The sequence below is a fragment of the Stenotrophomonas chelatiphaga genome (assembly GCF_032054965.1).
GTDB classification, from domain to species: Bacteria; Pseudomonadota; Gammaproteobacteria; order Xanthomonadales; family Xanthomonadaceae; genus Stenotrophomonas; species Stenotrophomonas chelatiphaga.
On record NZ_DAMBRS010000005.1, the window covers coordinates 1 to 21,473 of the forward strand.

General features: G+C 67.3%; 17 protein-coding genes. 6 read left to right on the plus strand and 11 right to left on the minus strand.

Annotated elements, in window-relative coordinates; genetic code table 11:
- Window positions 1-164: 164 nt before the first annotated feature.
- The 7 genes from RTX79_RS08460 to aspS form a co-directional block, all read right to left on the minus strand.
- Window positions 165-2,075 (minus strand): potassium transporter Kup, encoded by a 1,911-nt coding sequence (locus RTX79_RS08460; protein WP_123700595.1) that lies wholly within the window; start codon window positions 2,073-2,075, stop codon window positions 165-167.
- A 39-nt stretch (window positions 2,076-2,114) separates the two neighbouring features.
- Window positions 2,115-2,708 carry a Holliday junction branch migration protein RuvA gene (gene ruvA / locus RTX79_RS08465; RefSeq protein ID WP_042613465.1) on the minus strand — a complete coding sequence of 198 codons (594 nt, stop codon included), beginning with the start codon at window positions 2,706-2,708 and terminating at the stop codon, window positions 2,115-2,117.
- Window positions 2,709-2,721: 13 nt separating this feature from the next.
- A complete protein-coding gene (ruvC, locus tag RTX79_RS08470; protein WP_057506871.1) occupies window positions 2,722-3,243 on the minus strand; it encodes a crossover junction endodeoxyribonuclease RuvC in 522 nt (173 codons plus the stop codon).
- Between the two features lie 8 nt (window positions 3,244-3,251).
- Entirely contained in the window at window positions 3,252-3,977 is a 726-nt protein-coding gene (locus RTX79_RS08475; protein WP_312683184.1) for a YebC/PmpR family DNA-binding transcriptional regulator, read from the minus strand.
- Window positions 3,978-4,071: 94 nt separating this feature from the next.
- Window positions 4,072-4,704, minus strand: coding sequence for an esterase/lipase family protein (locus RTX79_RS08480; protein ID WP_312683185.1), 633 nt, complete (start codon window positions 4,702-4,704; stop codon window positions 4,072-4,074).
- 90 nt (window positions 4,705-4,794) lie between these two features.
- On the minus strand, window positions 4,795-5,328 hold the full coding sequence (locus RTX79_RS08485; RefSeq protein WP_312683186.1) for a GNAT family N-acetyltransferase: 534 nt from the start codon (window positions 5,326-5,328) through the stop codon (window positions 4,795-4,797).
- Between the two features lie 81 nt (window positions 5,329-5,409).
- A complete protein-coding gene (gene aspS, locus RTX79_RS08490; RefSeq protein WP_312683188.1) occupies window positions 5,410-7,161 on the minus strand; it encodes an aspartate--tRNA ligase in 1,752 nt (583 codons plus the stop codon).
- Window positions 7,162-7,320: 159 nt separating this feature from the next.
- On the opposite strand from aspS, the gene RTX79_RS08495 reads away from it, so the two are divergent.
- Entirely contained in the window at window positions 7,321-8,076 is a 756-nt protein-coding gene (locus RTX79_RS08495; protein WP_312683190.1) for a DUF3011 domain-containing protein, read from the plus strand.
- A 30-nt stretch (window positions 8,077-8,106) separates the two neighbouring features.
- Here the strand turns inward: RTX79_RS08495 and RTX79_RS08500 are convergent, their stop codons facing one another.
- Both RTX79_RS08500 and RTX79_RS08505 read right to left on the minus strand, forming a co-directional pair.
- Window positions 8,107-8,778, minus strand: a complete 672-nt coding sequence (locus RTX79_RS08500; RefSeq protein ID WP_123700591.1) for a hypothetical protein — start codon at window positions 8,776-8,778, stop codon at window positions 8,107-8,109.
- 46 nt (window positions 8,779-8,824) lie between these two features.
- Entirely contained in the window at window positions 8,825-9,061 is a 237-nt protein-coding gene (locus RTX79_RS08505; protein ID WP_057506877.1) for an FmdB family zinc ribbon protein, read from the minus strand.
- A gap of 117 nt (window positions 9,062-9,178) precedes the next feature.
- On the opposite strand from RTX79_RS08505, the gene RTX79_RS08510 reads away from it, so the two are divergent.
- Both RTX79_RS08510 and ggpS read left to right on the plus strand, forming a co-directional pair.
- Window positions 9,179-10,420 carry an MFS transporter gene (locus RTX79_RS08510; protein WP_312683193.1) on the plus strand — a complete coding sequence of 414 codons (1,242 nt, stop codon included), beginning with the start codon at window positions 9,179-9,181 and terminating at the stop codon, window positions 10,418-10,420.
- 68 nt (window positions 10,421-10,488) lie between these two features.
- Window positions 10,489-12,735 (plus strand): glucosylglycerol-phosphate synthase, encoded by a 2,247-nt coding sequence (ggpS, locus tag RTX79_RS08515; RefSeq protein WP_312683405.1) that lies wholly within the window; start codon window positions 10,489-10,491, stop codon window positions 12,733-12,735.
- Window positions 12,736-12,812: 77 nt separating this feature from the next.
- Here the strand turns inward: ggpS and bla are convergent, their stop codons facing one another.
- Window positions 12,813-13,709 (minus strand): class A beta-lactamase, encoded by an 897-nt coding sequence (bla, locus tag RTX79_RS08520; protein WP_312683194.1) that lies wholly within the window; start codon window positions 13,707-13,709, stop codon window positions 12,813-12,815.
- A 178-nt stretch (window positions 13,710-13,887) separates the two neighbouring features.
- Between bla and RTX79_RS08525 the strand changes: the two genes are divergently transcribed.
- Window positions 13,888-14,751, plus strand: coding sequence for a LysR family transcriptional regulator (locus RTX79_RS08525; protein WP_312683196.1), 864 nt, complete (start codon window positions 13,888-13,890; stop codon window positions 14,749-14,751).
- A 45-nt stretch (window positions 14,752-14,796) separates the two neighbouring features.
- Here the strand turns inward: RTX79_RS08525 and RTX79_RS08530 are convergent, their stop codons facing one another.
- Window positions 14,797-16,662 carry an ABC-F family ATP-binding cassette domain-containing protein gene (locus tag RTX79_RS08530; protein ID WP_057506881.1) on the minus strand — a complete coding sequence of 622 codons (1,866 nt, stop codon included), beginning with the start codon at window positions 16,660-16,662 and terminating at the stop codon, window positions 14,797-14,799.
- 326 nt (window positions 16,663-16,988) lie between these two features.
- Between RTX79_RS08530 and RTX79_RS08535 the strand changes: the two genes are divergently transcribed.
- Both RTX79_RS08535 and ybaL read left to right on the plus strand, forming a co-directional pair.
- Window positions 16,989-19,370, plus strand: coding sequence for a TonB-dependent receptor plug domain-containing protein (locus tag RTX79_RS08535; protein WP_312683197.1), 2,382 nt, complete (start codon window positions 16,989-16,991; stop codon window positions 19,368-19,370).
- A 126-nt stretch (window positions 19,371-19,496) separates the two neighbouring features.
- Window positions 19,497-21,200 carry a YbaL family putative K(+) efflux transporter gene (gene ybaL / locus RTX79_RS08540; RefSeq protein ID WP_057506883.1) on the plus strand — a complete coding sequence of 568 codons (1,704 nt, stop codon included), beginning with the start codon at window positions 19,497-19,499 and terminating at the stop codon, window positions 21,198-21,200.
- Window positions 21,201-21,473 lie beyond the last annotated feature (273 nt).

The following is a 21,473-nucleotide window of genomic DNA, read 5'->3' on the forward strand; positions in this document are numbered from 1 at the left end:
TGGCGGGGGCGTTGAGCGCCATGGATGGCGCGAAACGAGGCCCGCAGGAGCGGCTGTTGCCGTCCCCCGCCAAGCCTCCCCGCCCCGCCAACCACTAGCCCGCAGGCTTTTGCCCTTGCAGTTGCCGTTGCTTGCGCCTCAAGCCGCGCGCAGCGCAGAAAACCCTAGATCTCTACCTGTGCGCCCAGTTCCACCAGCCGGTTGCCCGGAATCCGGAAGAACCCGGTCGCCGGCGCGGCGTTGCGGTGCATCAGCGCGAACAGCTTGTCGCGCCAGATCGGCATGCCGCGGTTGGCGGTGGCCACGATGGTTTCGCGGCTGGCGAAGAAGGTGGTGTCCATCGGATCGAAGTAGATCCCGCCGTGGTCGCACGAACGCATCAGCGCCAGCGGCACGTCCGGGGTCTCCATGAAGCCGAACTTGACGTAGACCCGGTGGAAATCATCACCGACCGATTCGATCTTCAACCGATGCCCCTCCGGCGCGTACGGCACCGGCAGGGTCACCACATGCAGGAACACATTGCGCTCGTGCAGCACCTTGTTGTGCTTGAGGTTGTGCATCAGCGCATGCGGCGCCACGGTCGGATCGGCGGTCAGGAACACCGCCGTGCCCGGCACGCGCACCGGCGGCGCCAGCATCAGCCCCGGCAGGAACGTATCCAGGCGGATACCGTCCTTGCGGATCTCGTCACGCAGCAGTTCGCGCCCGCGGCGCCAGGTGCGCATCAGGGTGAACAGCAGGATGCCCAGCACCACCGGGAACCACGCGCCCTGCATCAGCTTGGCACCGTTGGCGATCACGAAGCCCAGGTCGATGATGAAGAACACCACGCACAGCGCCACGATCCAGTGCCGCGACTTCGGCCACAGGCTGCGCGCCACCAGGGCCAGCAGCAGGGTATCGATCAGCATCGTGCCCGACACCGAAATGCCGTAGGCCACCGCCAGGTTGGACGAGCTCTGGAAGGCCAGCACCAGTCCGATCACCATCACCGCCAGGCCCCAGTTGATGCCGGGGATGTAGATCTGGCCGATGGTGTCGTGCGAGGTGTGCTTGATCCGCATGCGCGGGATGTAGCCCAGCTGCATCGCCTGGCGCGATACCGAAAACGCCCCGGTGATGACCGACTGCGAGGCGATCACCGCGGCCATCGTGGCCAGGATGATCATCGGGTACAGCGCCCAGTCCGGCACTGCTTCGAAGAACGGGTTCTTCACCGCCTCGGGATGCTCCAGCACCAGCGCGCCCTGGCCCAGGTAGTTCATCACCAGGCACGGCAGCACGAAGAAGTACCAGGCGTGGCGGATCGGCTTGGCACCGAAGTGGCCCATGTCCGCGTACAGCGCTTCGCCACCGGTGACCGCCAGCACCACCGCGCCGAGGATGAACACCCCGTGCCAGCCGTGGTCCATGAAGAAGCGGATCGCCCACCACGGGTTGAAGGCTTTCAACACTTCGGGGGCATCGACGATGTTGTACAGGCCGATCGCCGCCAGCGAAATGAACCAGATGCTGGTGATCGGCCCGAACGCCTTGCCGATCTTTTCGGTACCGAAACGCTGCGCGGCAAACACCGCCAGCAGCACCACGATGGTGATCGGCAGGATGAAGCGATGCAGGCCGGGCGCTGCGATTTCCAGGCCTTCCACCGCGCCCAGTACCGAGATGGCCGGGGTGATCACCCCGTCGCCGAAGAACAGCGAGGCGCCGAAGATGCCGAGGATGCCGACCACGTAGGCCGAACGCGAGCCCTTGCTCAGCGTCCGCTGGGTCAGCGCCATCAGCGCCATGATCCCGCCTTCGCCCTCGTTGTCGGCGCGCATGATGATGGTGACGTACTTCAGGGTCACCACCAGGATCAGCGCCCAGAACGACAGCGACAGCACGCCCAGCACCGTGTCGTGGTCGCTGGTCAGCCCGTAATGGCCGGAGAACGCTTCCTTCAGGGTGTACAGCGGGCTGGTGCCGATGTCACCGAACACCACGCCGATCGCACCGACCACCAGAGCCATGCTGCTCCCGGTGGGTGCATGGCCGTGGCTGCCATCTTGCGGGTTGCTGGGGGTGGACATGGCGGGGCTCGGTGGGGGTATCGAAAGGTAAAGGGGGCTTCAGCGCAGGGCCGACTGCAGCGCCTTGCGGATGACCATGGCGACGTCGTCGCCCTCGGCATTGGCGTCGCGCGCCATGCGCGCCGCTTCGGCTGGCTTGTAACCCAGCTGCTGCAGCGCCACGGTGGCTTCGGACACCGGATCGGCCGCGGCCGGCCCGCTGCTGGACGGCAGTGCGCCGCCTGCGCCCAGCTGCGCGGCACGGTCGCGCAGTTCCAGCACCATGCGCTCAGCGGTCTTCTTGCCGATGCCAGGGATGCGGGTCAGCGCGGTGACGTCACCGGACTGCACCATCCGCACGAATTCTTCCACGCTGGCCGCCGACAGCACCGCCAGCGCGATCTTCGCGCCGATTCCGCTGACCTTCTGCACGTCGCGGAACAGGCGGCGCTCGCCGTCGCGCAGGAAGCCGTACAGCGAAACGCTGTCTTCCTTCTGCGCGTAGTGCGTGTACAGGATCACCTCGCGGCCGATGTCAGGCAGGTCGTAGAACGTGCTCATCGGGGCTTCCAGCTCGTAGCCGACCCCGTTGACGTCCACCACCAGCCACGGCGGCGCCTTGTAGGCGACGATTCCACGCAGGCGACCGATCATGCAGCAGTGCTCCTCATTTCCGGCCCCACGCCTGGCGGGCGCTGAGCCCCAGGCGGTTGGCCGTGGCCCGTACATGGGCATGGGTGATGGCCACGGCCAACGCATCAGCGGCGTCGGCCTGCAGCTTCGTCTTCAGGCCGAGCATGAGCCCGACCATGTGTTGGACCTGTTGTTTTTCCGCCCCGCCGCGTCCGACCACCGCCAGCTTGATCTCGCTGGCCGCGTATTCGCTGACCGGCAGGTCGCGCAGCACCACCGCCGAAATCGCCGCCCCGCGGGCCTGGCCCAGCTTCAACGCCGAATCCGGGTTGCGCGCCATGAATACCTTTTCGATGGCCACTTCATCGGGCTGGTAGGTCACGATCAGCTCGGCCAGTCCGAGCACCAGGATCTTCATCCGCTGCGGGAAATCATCCGCACCCAGCAGCACCAGCGGCTGGTGGTGGACGTGCGTGACCCGGCCGGCCGCATCGACGTCGATGATGCCGACCCCGGTACGTTGCGAACCGGGGTCGATGCCGAGGATGCGGGTCATTGACAGGCTTAGGCGTGCGCGCCGAGATCGGCGTTGGAGTAGACATCCTGCACGTCGTCGAGGTCTTCCAGCATGTCCAGCAGCTTCTTCACCTGCAGGGCGGTGTCGCCCTCCACCGAGATGTCGTTGTCGGCGCGGAAGGTGATTTCGGCATGATCACCGGCCAGGCCGGCGGCGGCCATCGCATCGCGCACGGCGTGGAAGGCGTCCGGCGCGGTGACCACGTCGATGGAGGCGTCATCGGGATACACCACGATGTCGTCCGCACCGGCCTCGATCGCCGCTTCGGTGATGCGGTCTTCGTCGGCGCCGGACGCATAGCTGATCACGCCCAGGCGCTTGAACATGAACGCCACCGAGCCTTCGGTGCCCATGTTGCCGCCGCACTTGCTGAACGCATGGCGGACATCGGCGACGGTGCGCACCTTGTTGTCGGTCAGGCAGTCGACGATCACGGCCACGCCACCGGGCGCATAGCCCTCGTAGCGGATCTCTTCGTACTCGACGCCTTCCAGCTCACCGGTGGCCTTCTTGATCGCCCGCTCGATCACGTCCTTGGACATGTTCGATGACAACGCCTTGTCCATGGCCACGCGCAGGCGCGGGTTGTTGTTGGGGTCGCCTCCGCCACCGCGCGCGGCAACGCCGATCTCGCGGATGATCTTGGTGAAAATCTTGCCGCGCTTCGCGTCAGACGCGTTTTTGCGGCCTTCGATGGAGGGACCTCTACCCATGGGGGCTTCCGTTTGGCAGCTTCAGGAACAGGGCGCGGATTCTACCTGATCGGGCGCCACTACCGTGTCCACCCCGCCGCACGGCCCGCTGCGGTCAGGCCGCAGCCGACGCCTGCCCGGGATGGAAGCGCCCATGGCGCAGGAACTGCGCGGTCTGCCGCGCCGCGTCCAGCGAAAACACCAGCCCACTGTGGCTGCAGCGCACGACACAGTGATCGGCCAGTCCCGGCAGCCGGGTTTCCGCCAGCGCCACGGTGCCGTCGGAGTCGCCTTCCAGCGCCCCCAGCAGGCTGCCGAGCCCGTGCGGCACGCAGCCGGCGATCAAGCCCACCTTGGCCGCGCCCTGCCAGTCCGGCAGGCCATCCAGCAGCAGTTCGCTGCTGCGCCCGAGCGCGGCGGCCCAGCCGTGTTCGGCGAGGATGCGGGCCGTGCCGCTGCCGCGCAGCGGGGATCCCAGGCAGACCACCCGCTCTACCTGCAGGCCGGGATCCTGGCGCAGCGCCTCCAGCGCCACCAGCCCGCCCAGGCTGTGGCCGACCAGCGACACCGGACCGCGCTGCTGCAGGCGCTGCAGCAGTTGCGGCACGGCCACGTCCGGGCCGCCGAGCACGCTGGAATAGCCGAAGGTTTCGACCTGGAAGCCACGCGCGCGCAGGCGCCAGGCGAGCGGACCGACCCAGGCGCGGGCGTTCCAGATTCCATGCAGGAGCAGGACCGAAGCAGTCATCGATGTGGGCTGGCTGTGTGGCGTGGCATGCAGGGGCATGGTGCCACGATTGAGCGCCAGCCCGCAGAAAGCGTCAGTGAACGAATGCCCTCAGCCGGACGACGGTTCACGCCGCAGGATGAACTCCAGGTCGTTGGTGTCACCGACCGGGAACAGGTACTCGCCCACTTTGTGGAAGCCGTAGCGGGCATAGAAGCGCTGCGCGCCAAAGTTTTCCGACCACACCCCCAGCCACAGCGGACGCGGGCCGTCGCGCTCCAGCCAGGCCAGCGCGGTCTCCAGCAGCCGGCTGCCCCAGCCGCTGCTCTGCTCGGTCTTGACCAGGTACAGCCGCTTCAGTTCGCCATCGCCAGGCCTCACATCCGGATGCGGCAGGCCGCATGGGCCGGCCGCCGCGTGGCCGATCGCCACGCCGTCGTGCTCCAGCAGCCACACCGCGTAATCCGGGTGCGCCAGGATGATCCGCTGGCGGTCCACGGCGTAGTTCTCGTCGAGAAAATCCCGCAGGTGCTGCGGCGGGTACAGGTGGCCGAAGGTTTCGGTGAAGGTACGCGCCGCGAGCACTGACAAGGTCGCTGCGTCGTCGACAGTGGCACGGCGGATGCGGTAGGAACCCTGGACCATGTGCTTGCCCTTGTAGTGTCGAGCAGGCGCGACGGCGCTGCCGGAAGGCTGCCGGCGGGTGTCCGGCAGCCGTTGGATGCCTCAGGCCTTCTTCGGACGCACCTGGATGTGCACTTCGGCCAGCTGTGCATCGGCGATTGGCGACGGCGCATCGGTCATCAGGCACTGCGCGCCGGTGGTCTTCGGGAACGGGATGACGTCGCGGATCGACTCGGTACCGGCCATCAGCGCGGCGATGCGGTCGATGCCGAAGGCGATGCCACCGTGCGGCGGCGCGCCGTAGTTCAGCGCATCCAGCAGGAAGCCGAACTTGGCGCGCGCTTCTTCGGCATCGATGCCGAGCAGCTCGAACACCGCGCTCTGCATGTCCGGACGGTGGATACGGATCGAACCACCGCCGATCTCGTTGCCGTTGAGCACCATGTCATAGCCGCGCGACACCGCGGTCTTCGCGTGCGTGCGCAGGTCGGCGATGTCATCCACCGCCGGTGCGGTGAAGGGATGGTGCAGGGCGACGTAGCGCTGTGCTTCCTCGTCCCATTCGAACATCGGGAAGTCGGTGACCCACAGCGGTGCCCAGCCATCAGCGACCAGGCCGAAGTCCTTGCCGGCCTTCAACCGCAGCGCGCCCATGAAATCGGACACCTTGTTGTAGCCACCCGCGCCGAAGAACACGATGTCCCCATTGCCGGCGCCGACGTGGGCCAGCAGCGCGGCAAAGCCGTCTTCGCTGAAGAATTTCTGGATCGGCGAGCTGATTTCACCGTTCTCGCCCACCTTGATGTAGGCCAGGCCCTTGGCGCCGTACTTGGCGGCGTGGGCGGCGTATTCGTCGATCTGCTTGCGCGACAGCGTGGCGCCACCGGGGATGCGCAGTGCCGCCACGCGGCCGTCGGCATCGTTGGCAGCGGCGGTGAATACCGGGAACTCACTGGACTTGACCAGCTCGGCCACGTCCACCAGTTCCAGCGCGATGCGCAGGTCCGGCTTGTCCGAGCCATAGCGACGCATCGCCTCGGCCCAGGTCATGCGCGGGAAGCTGGCGTCCAGCTCCACGTCGACCACTTCCTTGAAGATGCCGCGGATCATGTCCTCCACGAAATCCTGCACGTCCTGCTCGCGCACGAAGGCGAACTCCATGTCCAGCTGGGTGAACTCCAGCTGGCGGTCGGCACGCAGGGCCTCGTCGCGGAAGCAGCGCGCGATCTGGTAGTAGCGGTCGAAGCCGGCCACCATCAGGATCTGCTTGAACAGCTGCGGGCTCTGCGGCAGGGCGTAGAACTCGCCCGGATGCATGCGCGCCGGCACCAGGAAGTCGCGCGCGCCTTCCGGGGTGGCCTTGGTCAGGATCGGGGTTTCGATGTCCTGGAAGCCACGCTCGTCCAGGTGGCGGCGCAGCGCCTGCACCAGCTTGATGCGGGTGCGCTGCATGCGCTGCATTTCCGGGCGGCGCAGGTCCAGGTAACGGTACTTCAGGCGGGTTTCTTCGCCCGGGTTCTCGTGTGCATGGAACGGCAGCGGCGCGGCCTTGTTGAGCACGGTGATGGCCGTGGCGATCACTTCCACCTTGCCGGTGGCCATCTTGTCGTTGACCGCGTGGCGGGCACGCACCACGCCCTCCACCTGCAGCACATCCTCGTAACCGAGCGAGGCGGCCACGGCGAACACTTCGGCGTTGTCGACCTCCACCGTCACCTGCACGATGCCCTCATGATCGCGAAGATCGATGAAGCAGACGCCGCCCTGGTTACGGGCCACGTCGGTCCAGCCGGCGAGGGTGACAGTCTGGCCGATCAGGGTCTCGTCGACCAGGCCGCAGAAGTGGGTACGCATGGGGGAAAGCTCCGCTGTTGTACGCCGGCGCCAGGAAGGACCGGAAAGCCCGTTATTCTGGGGCCGAGCCCCCACCGGGGGCAAATCCTTGGCAGTCACGCCGATTTAATCCGGTCCATCCCTATATTCGCCCACCATCGACCGCTCGGGGATGTCGCCATGAACCGCTGGACCCTGGCCTGCCTGGCCACCGCGCTTGCCTGCTCTACCCCGCTGTTTCCCGCCCATGCCCAGATCGGCACCCGCGCCTACGCGCCGGAAAACCTGTCCCAGCTTTCCGGCAATGATCGCAGACGGGTGATCGCCCAGGAGTATGCCGACCAGTCCAATGGGCGCCGCATCCCGGACGACCAGTTGCAGTTCTACCTGGCCCAGGTCAATTCCGGCTGGGGCTTTTCGCGCATCAAACAGGACATCGCCACGTCGCTGCGCGGAGGCGGAGGCGGAGGCGGCGGCGGCCACGGCGGCAACTGGGGCGGCGGCGGCGGCCAGGACAGTGGCAGCATCCGCTGCGAGAGCCAGAACAACCGCGAGCGGGTGTGCAACACGGGCTGGCGCAACGCGCGGCTGGTCCGGCAGATCTCCGGCACGGCCTGCGTGGAAGGCCGCACCTGGGGCACCCGCAATGGCGCGGTCTGGGTCAACGGTGGCTGTCGCGGCGAGTTCGCCGAAGCCCGCGGCTCCAGCGGGGGCAATTGGGGCGGCGGCTGGGGCGGGGCCAACAACAATTACAGCGTCACCTGCAGCAGCAACGACAAGCGGCGTTCCAGCTGCGCATGGGAAGCACGGCGCGGCCGGCCGGTGTTGATCGAACAGCTGTCCGGCAGCGCGTGCAGGGAGAACCAGACCTGGGGGTACAGCAACGGCAGCCTGTGGGTCAGCAACGGCTGCCGCGCACGCTTCGGCGTGCGCTGACCACCCGTCGGTAGTGACGGCCGCTGGCCGTCAGCCTCCTGCCCTGGTGGGTGACGACCGTTGGTCGTCACGCTGTTTGTCCGCGCCCCACGGCGCCGGCGGCAATGCCACCGGCCGGGCCAGGTCGAACACCACGCGGAAGCGTCGCCCATCGGGCCGGGTCAGTTCGTAGACGAACTGCCGATCCGGATCGATCTCCATCGCCCAGGTGTTGTGCGTGGAGGCCAGCATGTCGGCCTTGCGGAACATCGCCACCGAATCGGTATCGACCGGGAACTCCTGGCGCTGGGCCGTGCCCGGGCGCTTGCTGTCGCCGCCATACAGGGTGATCGCATCCGGGCTGCCGTCGGCATGCCGGTGGTCGTGCTTCAGGCGCAACCCGGTTTCGGTGCGGCTGAGCACCCAGGTGCGCGAATGGTCATCGCCGACATGGAACGGGATCCGCAGCTCGTGGGCCGGGTCCTCGCAGCCACGTACATGCATCACCAGCGGTTTTCCCGCAAACGGGTCCGGGCCGGTGCTGGCCGGATTGTCTTCCACCACCTGGCCGGCAAAGGCCTTGCCACAGTAAGCGGCCACGCTGGCAAGGAAGGCATCGGCCGGCGCGTTGGCCACCTCGTGCGCGACCGGGTCAGGGGAAGGGTTGCTGCAGCCTGCAAGGGCCAACAGCGCAGTGAGACAGGACGTCCGGAGCAGGTTCATCGCTCCACCCTACCCAGCCACGTCGCAGGGCGCAAACCCTGCCGGCTTATTCGCTCTTGGCAGACGCTGCCGCTGCCGGTTTCTCCGCCAGGTTCTTCTTGTTGGAACCGAAGTCGGTCTCATACCAGCCACCGCCGGCCAGTCGGAACGAAGGCGCGGTGATCTGCCGCTTCACCGTCTCCTTGCCACAGGAAGGGCACTGCGTCGGGTCTGCATCGGCAATTTTCTGCAGGCGGTCAAAGGCGTGGCCGCAGTCGGCGCAGGCGAATCCGTAGATCGGCATGGTAGTGGTCAGATGGGAATCAGGCGCGCATGTTAAGGCATTGCAGGCAGCCCGGCAGACCCCCTGTGTTAAGGTCGGTGACGTGTTTGCCCAACCTTCCCCACGAAGGTCGCACCCATGTTGCGGCTGACTTCACTGCTGCTTGGCGTGGCTTTGCTGCTTACCGGCGGCGGCCTGCTGGGCACCCTGCTGGCCGTGCGCGGCGGGCAGGAGGGCTTCAGCGCCAACGCGCTGGGCTGGGTGATGTCCGGCTACTTCGCCGGCTTCTTCGTCGGCACCTTCACCGCCCCGCCGCTGATCCGGCGCATGGGCCACAGCCGCGCCTTCGCCTTCCACGCCGCGCTCGCCACCATGGCGGTGCTGCTGCATCCGCTGTGGCTGGATCCGTGGGGCTGGGGCCTGCTGCGGGTAGTCACCGGCATCGCGCTGGTCGGCCTGTATACCGTCATCGAAAGCTGGCTCAACGCCGAACCCGACCCGCAGCGGCGCAGCCGGGTGTTTTCGCTGTACATGATGATCAACCTGTCCGCGCTGGCGCTGGGCCAGGTGCTGCTGATGCTCGGCGATGCCGGCGCGGCGGCGATGTTCACGGTCACCGCGCTGCTGGTCTGCGCGGCCATGCTGCCGGTCACCGCCACCCGCCTGCAGCAGCCGGACGTGCCCAACGTACCGCGCCTGAAGCTCGGCAACCTGTACTCCCTGGCGCCGGTGGCAACCGTCGCCGCCGGTCTGTCCGGGCTGGCCATGGGACCGTTCTGGGGCCTGCTGCCGGTATTTGCCGGGGACATCGGCCTGAGCGGCGATGGCGTGCCGTTGTTCATGCTGGCGGCCATCGCCGGCGGCGCCCTGCTGCAATGGCCGCTCGGCCGCATCAGCGATGGCCACGACCGGCGCATCGGCCTGATGGCGGTCAGCCTGGCCGCCGCCGGGCTGGCGGTGCTGGCGGCCATGCCGCTGATCCAGCAGCAACTGCATGTGATGTTCCTGCTGGTGTTCTGCTACGGCGGGCTGGTGTTCGCGCTGTACCCGTTCGCGGTGGCGCACATGCTCGATTACCTGGCCAGCGAAGACCTGCTGTCCGGCTGCAGCAGCCTGCTGCTGGTGCATGGCGTCGGCGCGGCGGTCGGCCCGGCCATCGCCGGCGCGCTGATGAGCCACTTCGGCGCCCCCGCGCTGCCGCTGTACTTCGCGGCCGTGTTGATCTGCCTGGCCGCCTTCACCGGCATGCGGCTGCTCTCGCACGCGCGCCTGCGCACCCATCCGGCACCGTTCCGCGCGATGTTGCGCACCACGCCATCGGCGCTGGAACTGATGCCCGAAACCGAAACTCCCCTCCACCCTGAAAAGGAAACGCATTGACTGTTGGAAGCCCTCCCTCTGCTACCGAACCCGTAATCCCCGTTGTCGAAAGCGCAGCACCGCCGCAACTGATATTGGCCACCGACCTGGATGGCACCTTCCTGGCAGGCAGCGCCGAACAGCGCCACCGCCTGTACCGGCTGATCGACCAGCATCCCGGGATCCAGCTCATCTTCATCACCGGCCGCGGCCTGGAAGCGGTGATGCCCCTGCTGTCCGATCCCTCGATCCCGCGCCCGGATTACATCGTCTGCGATGTCGGCGCGACCGTGGTCGATGGCCACACCCTGCAACCCCTGCAGCCGCTGCAGTCGATGATCGAAGCGCACTGGCCCGGCGAGCACGTGGTGGCCGCCGCGATGCGCCCCTACACCGCGCTGCAGCGCCAGGACGTGCCACAGGAACGCCGCTGCTCGTACTTCTGCGATCCGGAGACGCTCGCACCGCTGCGCGCGCAGATCGAACAGACCGCACGCGCGCTGGGCTGCGATGTGCTGTATTCGGCTGACCGTTACCTCGACATCCTGCCGCCGGGCACCGACAAGGGCCGCACGCTGGCCGCCCTGGCGCGCACCCTGGGCCTGCCGGTCGAACGCATCCTGGTCGCCGGTGACACCCTCAACGATCTTTCCATGTACGTCGCCGGTTTCCGCGGCGTGTGTGTCGGCCAGTCCGAACCGGCGCTGCTGGACGCCACCGCGGGCCAGCAGCGCACCCTGCATGCGCAGGCGCCCGGCTGTGGCGGCATCCTGGAAGCGATCACCCATTTCAACCTGCTCGACGCCCGCGATCCCCACCTGGCTGCACCCGCGCCGGTGTCGCACGAAGGCGCCCAGCTGCTGATGGTTTACCACCGCCTGCCGTTCGATGAAGCGATCGAGGACGGCAAGCTGGTGCAGCGTCCGCCGCGTTCGCCGAACGGCATCATTCCCTCGCTGCTGAGCTTCTTCAAGGGCGGGCAGAAGGGCAGCTGGATCGCCTGGGGCATCGATGACCCCAAGCACCGGCCGTTCCAGCGCCACGTGCAGGTGGACGAAACCCAGTACCCCACCCTGCGCGCCACCCGCGTGCCGCTGAGCCGGCAGGAAGTGGACATCTTCTACAAGCGCTTTTCCAAAGAAGCGTTCTGGCCGATGCTGCACGTGTTCTGGGAACGCGCGCGCTTCCGCGAAGACGACTGGCAGGTATTCCTGAAGGTCAACCGCAAGTTTGCCGAAGCCACCGCGGCCGAAGCGGCGCACGGGGCGACCGTGTGGATCCATGATTACAACCTGTGGATGGTGCCGGCCTACCTGCGCGAGCTGCGCCCGGACGTGAAGATCGCCTTCTTCCACCACACCTATTTTCCCTCGGCCGACGTGTTCAACGTGGTGCCGTGGCGACGCGAGATCATCGGCAGCTTGTTGTCGTGCGATTACATCGGCTTCCACATCCCGCGCCAGGTGGAGAACTTCGTCGACGTGGTGCGCGGGGCCGCGCCGGTGGAACGCCTGGCCTGGGAAAACTGCGCGCCGCGCTTCCTCACCTACGGCTGCGCGGTGGGGCTGGACACCATGACCACCCGCCTGCGCGTGGGCGATCGCGAAGTGGCACTCGGCGCACACCCGGTCGGCACCGACCTGCGCCGCATCCACGACACCCTGGCGCGCAGCGACGTGCGCAACGACATCTTCAAGCTGCGCCGCGAGATCGGTGCACGCAAGCTGGTGCTGTCGGTGGAACGGCTGGACTACACCAAGGGCACGCTGGCCAAGCTGGAAGCCTTCGAACGGGTGCTGGAGCAGCATCCGGAGCAGTGCGGCAAGGTCACCCTGCTGATGGTCTGCGTGCCGGCGGCACGCGAAATGACCGTGTACCGCACTCTGCAGAATCAGATTGAACAGGCCGTGGGGCGCATCAACGGCCGCTTCGCGCGGCTGGACTGGACGCCGGTGCGCTTCTTCGCCAAGGCGTTGCCGTTCGAACAGGTGGTGGCGCACTACGCAGCCGCACAGGTGATGTGGATCACCCCGCTGCGCGATGGCCTGAACCTGGTGGCCAAGGAGTTCATCGCCACCCACGGCATCGAAGGCAGCAACGGGGTGCTGGTGCTGAGTGAGTTCGCCGGTGCGGCCGCGGAGCTGAAAGGCGCGGTGCTGACCAATCCGCATGACCCGGCCGACCTGGCCGCCGGCCTGATGCAGGCGCTGCTGATGCCCGAAGAAGAAGCCGAAGCGCGCCAGCGCCAGCTGCACGGCATCGTCGAGTACTACGACGTGGACCGCTGGGGACGCGACTTCCTTGAAGCGGTGGAAGGCAGCGGCAAGGCCGCCTAGCCTGCAGTGCCGGGCACGGGCGGCACTCCCCGGCCGCCCGGCAACCTGCGTGGCGGGCGAGCCTGCTCGCCCCCACGTCAGCCGATCATTCCCTCCGCCAGCGCGGCGACCCGGGCCAGCACCGCATCGCGCTGGCCACTGTCCACGCTGGCACCCTGCAGGTAAGCGGTGAGCACCCATGCGCTGCCACCGCCCAGCGGCCACAGCACGCCGATGTCGTTGCGCGTGTCCTTGCCGTTGCTGCCGGTCTTGTCACCCACCCGCCATCGCGTGCCCAGCCCTGCACGCAACGTGGCGTCGCCGGTTTCATTGTCGATCAGCCAGTCCGCCAGCTGCTGCCGCGATGCCGGCTGCAGCGCATCGCCGAGCACGAACCGCTGCAGGCTGGCCGCACTGGCGGCCGGACTGGTGGTGTCGCGCGGGTCGCCCGGCGTGAACCGGTTGAGCTCCGGCTCGTAGCGGTCACTGCGGGTCACCGCGTCATCGTGGGAACGCATGAACGCGGTCAGTGCCGGTGGTCCACCCAGGCGGCGCAGCAGCAGGTTCGCCGCCGGGTTGTCGCTGGTCACCATCGTGGTCCGGCACAGGTCGCGCACGCTCAGGTCCTTGCCCACGTGGCGGCGGGTCGTCGGCGCATGCTCGATCAGGTCCTCCGAGCGCATCGGCAGGCGCTCATCCAGGAACCCCGGCTGGCCCTCGGCGCGATGCAGCGCCGCCGCGGCGATCATCCATTTGATCGTGCTGCACATCGGGAAGCGCTCGTCCTGGCGGTGCCCTGTCCGCTTGCCGGTGCGGGTGTCCAGCAGGGTCACACCGAGCCGCCCTCCGCTGGCCTTTTCCAGCGCGGCGAAGTCCGCAGCCGTGGCGATGCGGTCTGGTACCGCGGCGGGCGCGCCGCCTGCCAGGGCCGGCACAGCGAGTGACGAGGCCAGCGCGACGGCACTGGACTGCAGGAAATGGCGGCGCGACAGCATGGGCGTTCTCCAGTCGAGGTGGGCCCATGGTGGGGCCGCGGCGGGCAACCGACCAGCGCGACGTACTGGGGAGAGTCCCTCGAAAATCTCATGACGGAATGAGCGAATTCCGCCACCCGCGACGGCATCAAGGTGGCGCGCTACCATCCGCCATCAATCCAGCTCAGCACGGCCTGCCATGTTGTCGCCTTCGCTTCCGCTCAACGCCCTGCGCGCCTTCGAAGCCGCCGCCCGCCACCAGAACCTGACCCGCGCCGCACTGGAACTGTGCGTCAGCCAGGCGGCGCTCAGTCATCAGATCCGCGGCCTGGAAGACCGATTGGGCGTTCGCCTGTTCCATCGGCTGCCGCGTGGCGTGGCGCTGACCGATGAAGGCGCGGCGCTGTATCCGGTGATGAACGAAGCCTTCCACCGGATCAGCCTGGCCTTGGCACGCTTCACCGGCAGTGGCGAAAAGGAGGTGCTGACGCTGGGGGTGGTGGGCACCTTCGCCACCGGCTGGCTGCTGCCGCGGCTTGCCGACTTCGACGCCGCCCATCCGGATATCGAGCTGCGCCTGCAGACCCACAACAACCGCATCGACCTGGCCGGCGAAGGCCTGGACCTGGCCATCCGCTTCGGCGACGGCGACTGGCAGGGACAGGTCTGCACGCGCGTGCTGGCCGCGCCGTTTGCGCCATTGTGCGCACCGGGCCTGGCACGCCGGCTGCGCGTGCCGGGCGATCTGGCCGGCCTGCCGCTGCTGCGTTCGTATCGCAGTGACGAATGGCCGCGCTGGCTGCAGGCCGCGGGCATCAGCGGGGTGGAAGCGCGCGGGCCTGTTTTCGACTCCTCGCTGACCCTGGCCGCCGCCGCGACCAGCGGCGCCGGCATCGCGCTGCTGCCGCTGTGCATGTTCGAACAGGAACTGGCCGAGGGCCGGTTGCAGCAACCGTTCGCGCAGACGGTCGAACTGGGCAGTTACTGGCTGACACGGCTGCGTTCGCGCACTGAACGCGAACCTGCGCGGCGTTTCGCCGCGTGGTTGCAGGGCGCCGCCTGACCCACGGATGCAGGTGCGGACCGTGGTCCGCACGCGCAACGGCAGTCAGCCTTCCAGCAGCGCCATCCAGGCCGCTTCGGCCTTTTCCAGCTGCGCTGCCGTCGCTTCGCGATCGCGTCCCAGCACCGCCATGCGCGTGGCATCGGCGTAGTTGGACGGATCGGCCAACTGCCGGTCCAGTTCGGCCAGGCTGGCCTCCAGTTCGGCCACCTTGCCCTCCGCGGCCGCCAGCTTGTGCGGGTTCGGTGCCTTCTTCTGCACCACCTGGACCACCGGCTCGGTCTTCACCGCCACCGGGGCCACGGTTTCGGCCAGCTTGGCCTTGGTGCCCTGTGCCTGCGGACGGGTACGCAGCCACGCCGCGTACTCGTCCAGGTCGCCATCGAACGGCTCCACCACGCCATCGGCCACGCGCCAGAACGTATCGCAGACCAGGCCGATCAGATGCCGGTCATGCGACACCATCACGATGGCGCCCTCGAAATCGCTCAGCGCTTCGGCCAATGCCTCGCGCATTTCCAGGTCAAGGTGGTTGGTCGGCTCATCGAGCAGCAGCACGTTCGGCTGCTGGTAGGCGATCAACGCCAGCGCCAGCCGTGCGCGCTCGCCACCGGAGAACCCATCCACCGACTCGAACGCGCGGTCGCCGGCGAAGTTCCACTTGCCGAGGAAATCGCGGAACGACTGGTTCGGCGCGTCCGGGGCGATATCGCGGAAATGCTCCATCGGCGACTGCCCTTCGTGCAGCGATTCCACCGTGTGCTGGGCGAAGTAGCCGATCTTCAGGTCCGGGTGTGCCGCGCGATCACCGCTGATCGGATCCAGCTCGCCGACCAGGGTCTTCACCAGGGTGGTCTTGCCAGCGCCGTTCGGACCGAGCAGGCCGATGCGCTGGCCCGCTTCCAGACCGAAGCCAACGTTGTGCAGGATCACCGAATCGGCGCCGTAGCCGGCCTCGACATGGTTCAGCCGGATCAGCGAGAACGGCAGCTTGGCCGGCGGTGCGAACTCGATGCGGAACTCGCGTTCGGCACGCACCGCTTCGGTGCCGGCCATCTTGGCCAGGCGCTTCATGCGGCTCTGCGCCTGTGCCGCCTTCGAGGCGGTGGCCTTGAAGCGGTCGATGAAGCTCTGCAGGTGGGCGCGCTCGTTCTGTTCCTTCTCGTGCGCGATCTGCTGCTGGCGCAGCTGCTCCGAACGCTGGCGCTCGAAGTCGGTGTAGCCGCCGGTGTACAGCTTGGCGCCGCCGTTGTGCAGGTGCAGCGTGTGGGTCGCCACGTTGTCCAGGAACTCGCGGTCATGCGAGATCAGCAGCAGCGTGCCGGGATACTTCAGCAGCCACTGCTCCAGCCAGTACACCGCGTCCAGGTCCAGGTGGTTGGTCGGCTCATCGAGCAGCAGCAGGTCGCTGGGCATCATCAGCGCGCGTGCCAGGTTCAGGCGCACGCGCCAGCCACCGGAGAACGAGGACACCGCACGGTGGTGCGTATCGGCCGGGAAGCCCAGGCCGTGCAGCAGCTTGCCGGCACGCGCTTCGGCGTCGTAGGCACCGACTTCGGCCATCTTCGTATGCGCTTCGGCCACCGCTTCCCAGTCCTCGCGGGCGGTCGCAGCGGCTTCTTCGGCGAGCACCGCTGCCACCACCACGTCGCCGCCCAGCACGAAGCTCAGCGCCGGATCCGGCAGTGAAGGCGTTTCCTGGGCCACGCTGGCGATACGCACCTTGCCGGGCAGGTCGACATCGCCCTTGTCAGCTTCCAGTTCGCCCTGCACGGCGGCAAACAGACTGGACTTGCCGGCACCGTTGCGGCCGACCACACCCACCCGGTAACCGGCATGCAGGGTCAGGTCGACGTTGGACAACAGCAGCCGCTCGCCGCGGCGCAAGGCGAAATTACGGAGGGAGATCATCGGGGGGGTCCATATAACGGAATGGAATGTGCTGGTGAGCACCTTTCCTGCGACGCAATTCTAACGTTAACGAATACTTGACGTATCCCGGGGGCGCGCCAGGGTCGTTCCTCTCTCTCCCACGGAGGTCGGCCAGCGCCTCCCGGGCCCCTCCCCCAAGACCCTGTCATTGCGGCTAAATGGTTGCTTCTGCAATGGTTTTTGACGTTACCGTCATTTGACAGGGGATTAAATTGTCGTTAATTGCTGTATTGCGCACCGCAACAACGCCGTCCCGCTCCCCGAGATGTCGCCCCGGTGCCTCCCCCAACCGGAGCCACGTCCTGATGACCCGCAAGACCAGCCAACTCGCTGCCGCCGTCGCCCTGGTGCTCGGCGCGTCCGCCTTCTCCGCCGCCGCGCAGACCGCCAACACGCTCGACACGGTGATCGTCACCGGCACCCGCGTGGCCGACCGTACGGTCGCCGAATCGCAGTCGCCGATCGACATCATCACCCCCGAGGCGCTGCAGTCCACCGGCACGTCCGAACTGGCCACCGCGCTGTCGCGCGCCCTGCCCTCGCTGAACTTCCCGCGCCCGGCGCTGACCGACGGCACCAGCGGCATCCGCCCGGCGCAGCTGCGCGGCCTGTCCCCGGACCAGGTGCTGGTGCTGGTGGACGGCAAGCGCCGCCACACCTCGGCGATGATCAACGTCAACGGCAGCATCGGCCGTGGCTCCTCGGCGGTGGACATCAATGCCATCCCGATCGGCGCCATCGAACGCGTGGAAGTGCTGCGTGACGGTGCCTCGGCCCAGTACGGTTCGGACGCCATCGCCGGTGTCATCAACATCGTGCTGAAGGGCAGCGGCAGCGGCGGCAGCCTGGCCATCGACCACGGCCAGTACGCCGCCGGCGATGGCAACAAGAACCAGCTATCCGGCGATGCCGGCTTCACCTTCGGCGACGGCCGCGGCCAGGTCCACCTGGCGGGCCAGTACAGCCAGCAGGACGAAAGCAACCGCGCCGGCCCCTACCTGGGCACGACCCCCAATACCGGCAACTTCCCCGACATCGGCGAGAAGACCTTCGTGGTCGGCGATCCGCAGGTAGATGCCTCGGCAGTTTCTGCCAACGCCAGCTTCGCCTTCAGCGACAACGTCACCGGTTACGCCAACGCGCTGCTCAGCAACCGCGACATCACCTCGTTCGCGTTCTACCGTTCGCCCAACCACAGCGGCCAGACCGCATTGCTGGCCCAGATCTATCCCGACGGCTACGTGCCGCAGATCAACCAGTACTCCAAGGACCGTTCGGTCGTGGCCGGCGTCAAGGGCAGCACCGAAAGTGGCTGGACCTGGGACCTGAGCGCCAACCACGGCGAGAACACGCTCGACTTCCACACCCGCAACAGCATCAACTACAGCCTCGGTGCGACCAGCCCGAGCGACTTCTACGATGGCACGCTGAAGTACACCCAGGACATCTTCAACGCCGACTTCACCAAGTCGCTGGACTGGGGCCTGGCCTATCCGGTCACCCTGTCCTTCGGTGGCGAGTACCGTCGTGAGACCTGGGAACAGCGTCCGGGCGAACTGAACTCCTACACCGGCAGCGGCGCGCAGGGCTTCGGCGGCTTCACCCCGATCAATGCCGTCGACGAAGACCGCGACAACTACGCCGTCTATGCGGGGCTGGAAGCCGACCTGACCGATAAATTCTCCGCCGGTGTGACCGGTCGCTACGAGGATTACTCGGACTTCGGCGACAAGTTCTCCGGCAAGCTCTCGGCACGCTATGCGTTCACCGACAAAGTTGCCCTGCGCGCCACCGCCTCCAGCGGCTTCCGCGCCCCGTCGCTGGCCCAGCAGAGCTACCAGGCCGTCACCAGCACCATCGTCAACGGCAGCTTCGTCGAGCGCGGCACCTTCCCGGCCGCCAGCGCGGCCGCGCAGGCCCTGGGTTCGGCACCGCTGAAGGCGGAAACCTCCACCTCCTACAGCGTCGGCCTGGTGCTGCAGCCGGTCGACCGCCTGTACCTGACCGTGGATGCGTACCAGATCGAGATCGACGACCGCATCGCGCTGTCGTCCAACATCACCACCACCGGCAACACCGCCGTGGCCGACCTGCTGACCGGCCTGGGCCTGCCGCAGGTCACCGCGTTCTCGTACTTCACCAACGGCCTGGACACCCGCACCCGCGGCGTCGATGCCGTGGCCAGCTATACCGTGCCGTTTAGTGCCAGCAGCCTGGAACTGACCGCCGCCTACAGCTACAACGACACCGAAGTGAAGAAGTTCGACGCCTCGCCGGCTGCCTTCCAGGCCCTCGGCATCACCCAGGCGCTGATCGGTCGTGATGAAATCGGCCGCATCGAAGACAGCTTCCCGCGCGACAAGGCCATCGTCAGCGGCACCTGGCGTTCGGATCACTGGGAACTCGGCCTGGCCGCCACCCGATACGGCAGCTTCACCGTGCGCAACTCGGCCACCGCCACCCGCGACCAGACCTACGATGCGAAATGGGTGCTGGATGCATCGGCCAGCTACAAGCCCAGCGAGAACTGGACCCTCACCCTGGGTGCGGACAACCTGCTGGACGAGTACCCGGACCGCACCGTGGACCTGCAGAACTCCACCTGGGGCATGCTGCCGTACAGCAACTACTCGCCGTTCGGCTTCAACGGCGCCTACGTCTACGGCCGCATCCGCTACACCTGGTAACGGCGTCCGGGCCTGGCTCGGCACCCTCGCCTGCAACGCCAACAGACGCCGGGCACTGCCCGGCGTTTGCTGTATCCGGGCCCATCGGTGAAAATCGGGACATCCCCCGATTTACTGCGAGACCTGATGCACCATGACACCGACCTGATCAACATCGTCGCCGTTGGCCTCGGGCTCGCCTTCATCTTCGGCGCGCTGGCCAACAAGCTGCGTTTGTCTCCGTTGGTCGGGTATCTGGTCGCTGGCATCTGCGTAGGTCCGTTCACTCCCGGCTTCGTCGCCGACCAGGCACTGGCCAACCAGCTGGCCGAACTGGGCGTGATGCTGCTGATGTTCGGTGTCGGCCTGCACTTCTCGCTGAAGGACCTGATGGCGGTGAAGGCCATCGCCATCCCCGGGGCCATCGGCCAGATCCTGGTGGCCACCCTGCTCGGCTGGGGCGTGGCCAGCCTGATGGGCTGGCCGGTCATCCACGGCATCGTGTTCGGTTTTTCGCTGGCCACCGCCAGTACCGTGGTGCTGCTGCGCGCGATGGAAGAACGCCGCCTGCTGGAAACCCTGCGCGGCAAGATCGCCGTCGGCTGGCTGATCGTCGAAGACCTGGCCTGCGTGCTCGCCCTGGTGATGATGCCGGTGCTGGCCGGCGTCTTCGGTCCCGATGCCGCCAAGGAAAACCACAGCATCGGCAGCGTACTGGCCGACATCGGCTGGACCTTCGTGCAGCTCGGCCTGTTCGTGGCGGTGATGCTGGTGGTCGGCCGCCGGGTCATTCCGTGGATCCTGGAACGCATCGCCGGCACCGGATCGCGCGAACTGTTCACCCTGGCCGTGCTGGCGATCGCGCTGGGCGTGGCCTTCGGCTCGGCGATGCTGTTCGGCGTGTCCTTCGCGCTGGGCGCGTTCTTCGCCGGCATGCTGCTCAACGAATCCGAACTCAGCCACAAGGCGGCCACCGATTCGCTGCCGCTGCGCGATGCGTTCGCCGTGCTGTTCTTCGTCTCGGTCGGCATGCTGTTCAACCCGATGATCATCGTCGAACACCCGTGGCAGGTGCTCGCCACGGTGCTGATCATCATGTTCGGCAAATCGGCTGCCGCGTTCTTCATCGTGCGGGCGTTCGGCCACCCGACCAGCACCGCGCTGACCATCTCGGCCAGCCTGGCGCAGATCGGCGAGTTCGCCTTCATCATCGCCGGGCTCGGCGTGGCCCTGCAGATCCTGCCGCCTACCGGGCAGTCACTGGTGCTGGCCGGTGCGCTGGTGTCGATCATGCTCAACCCGCTGGTGTTCGGCCTGCTGGATCGCTGGCAGGCCCGCCAGCTTGCGCTGCAGCCGGCCGAACCGGAGCCGGAAGAAGCCGACGGTCCCTCGCGTGACCTGCATGACCATGCCATCGTCATCGGTTATGGCCGGGTCGGCAGCGAACTGGCCCAGGTACTGCGCGACAAAGGCGTGCCCGTGCTGGTCATCGACGACAACAAGGAACATGTGGAAAGCGCGCACGCAGCAGGCATCGCGGCGATCCGCGGCAGTGCCGCGGCCGACCGGGTGCTGGCCGAAGCGCATCCGGAACGCGCCAAGATCGCGGTGCTGGCCATTCCGCAGCCGCTGGAAGCCGGCGAGGCGCTGGCCAAGCTGCGCGCGATCAATCCCGGCCTGACCTTGCTGGCGCGCGCACACAGCGATGCCGAGGTGCGCCACCTGCTGGAACATGGTGCCGATGGCACGGTGATGGCCGAACGTGAACTGGCGTACTCGCTGGCAGAGATGATCATGTCCACCCCGCCGTACCGAACGATGGGCCAGCAGCACAGCATTCCGGTGGTGTAAGGCCGGAGGGGCGGGGCAGCACCTGAAGGTTGCCGGTCCGGCACCTTGGCAAGGTGTCCCCAGCCGACCCGCATCGGCCGGGGACGTTCGTTGCCACGCCCTTGGAGAGGCGCCCCCACCTTATCGCAGACGGTGACGGCCGGTGATGGCGTTGTGCCATGTCGACCAAGCGGCAGGTGATCAGCAATGCAACATTGCCCTGATGGTTTTCGGGCATCGCGCGCCGCTTGTCGCATTCGCCGATTCTGTACGTAGCGCCATCGCGCGATGGTG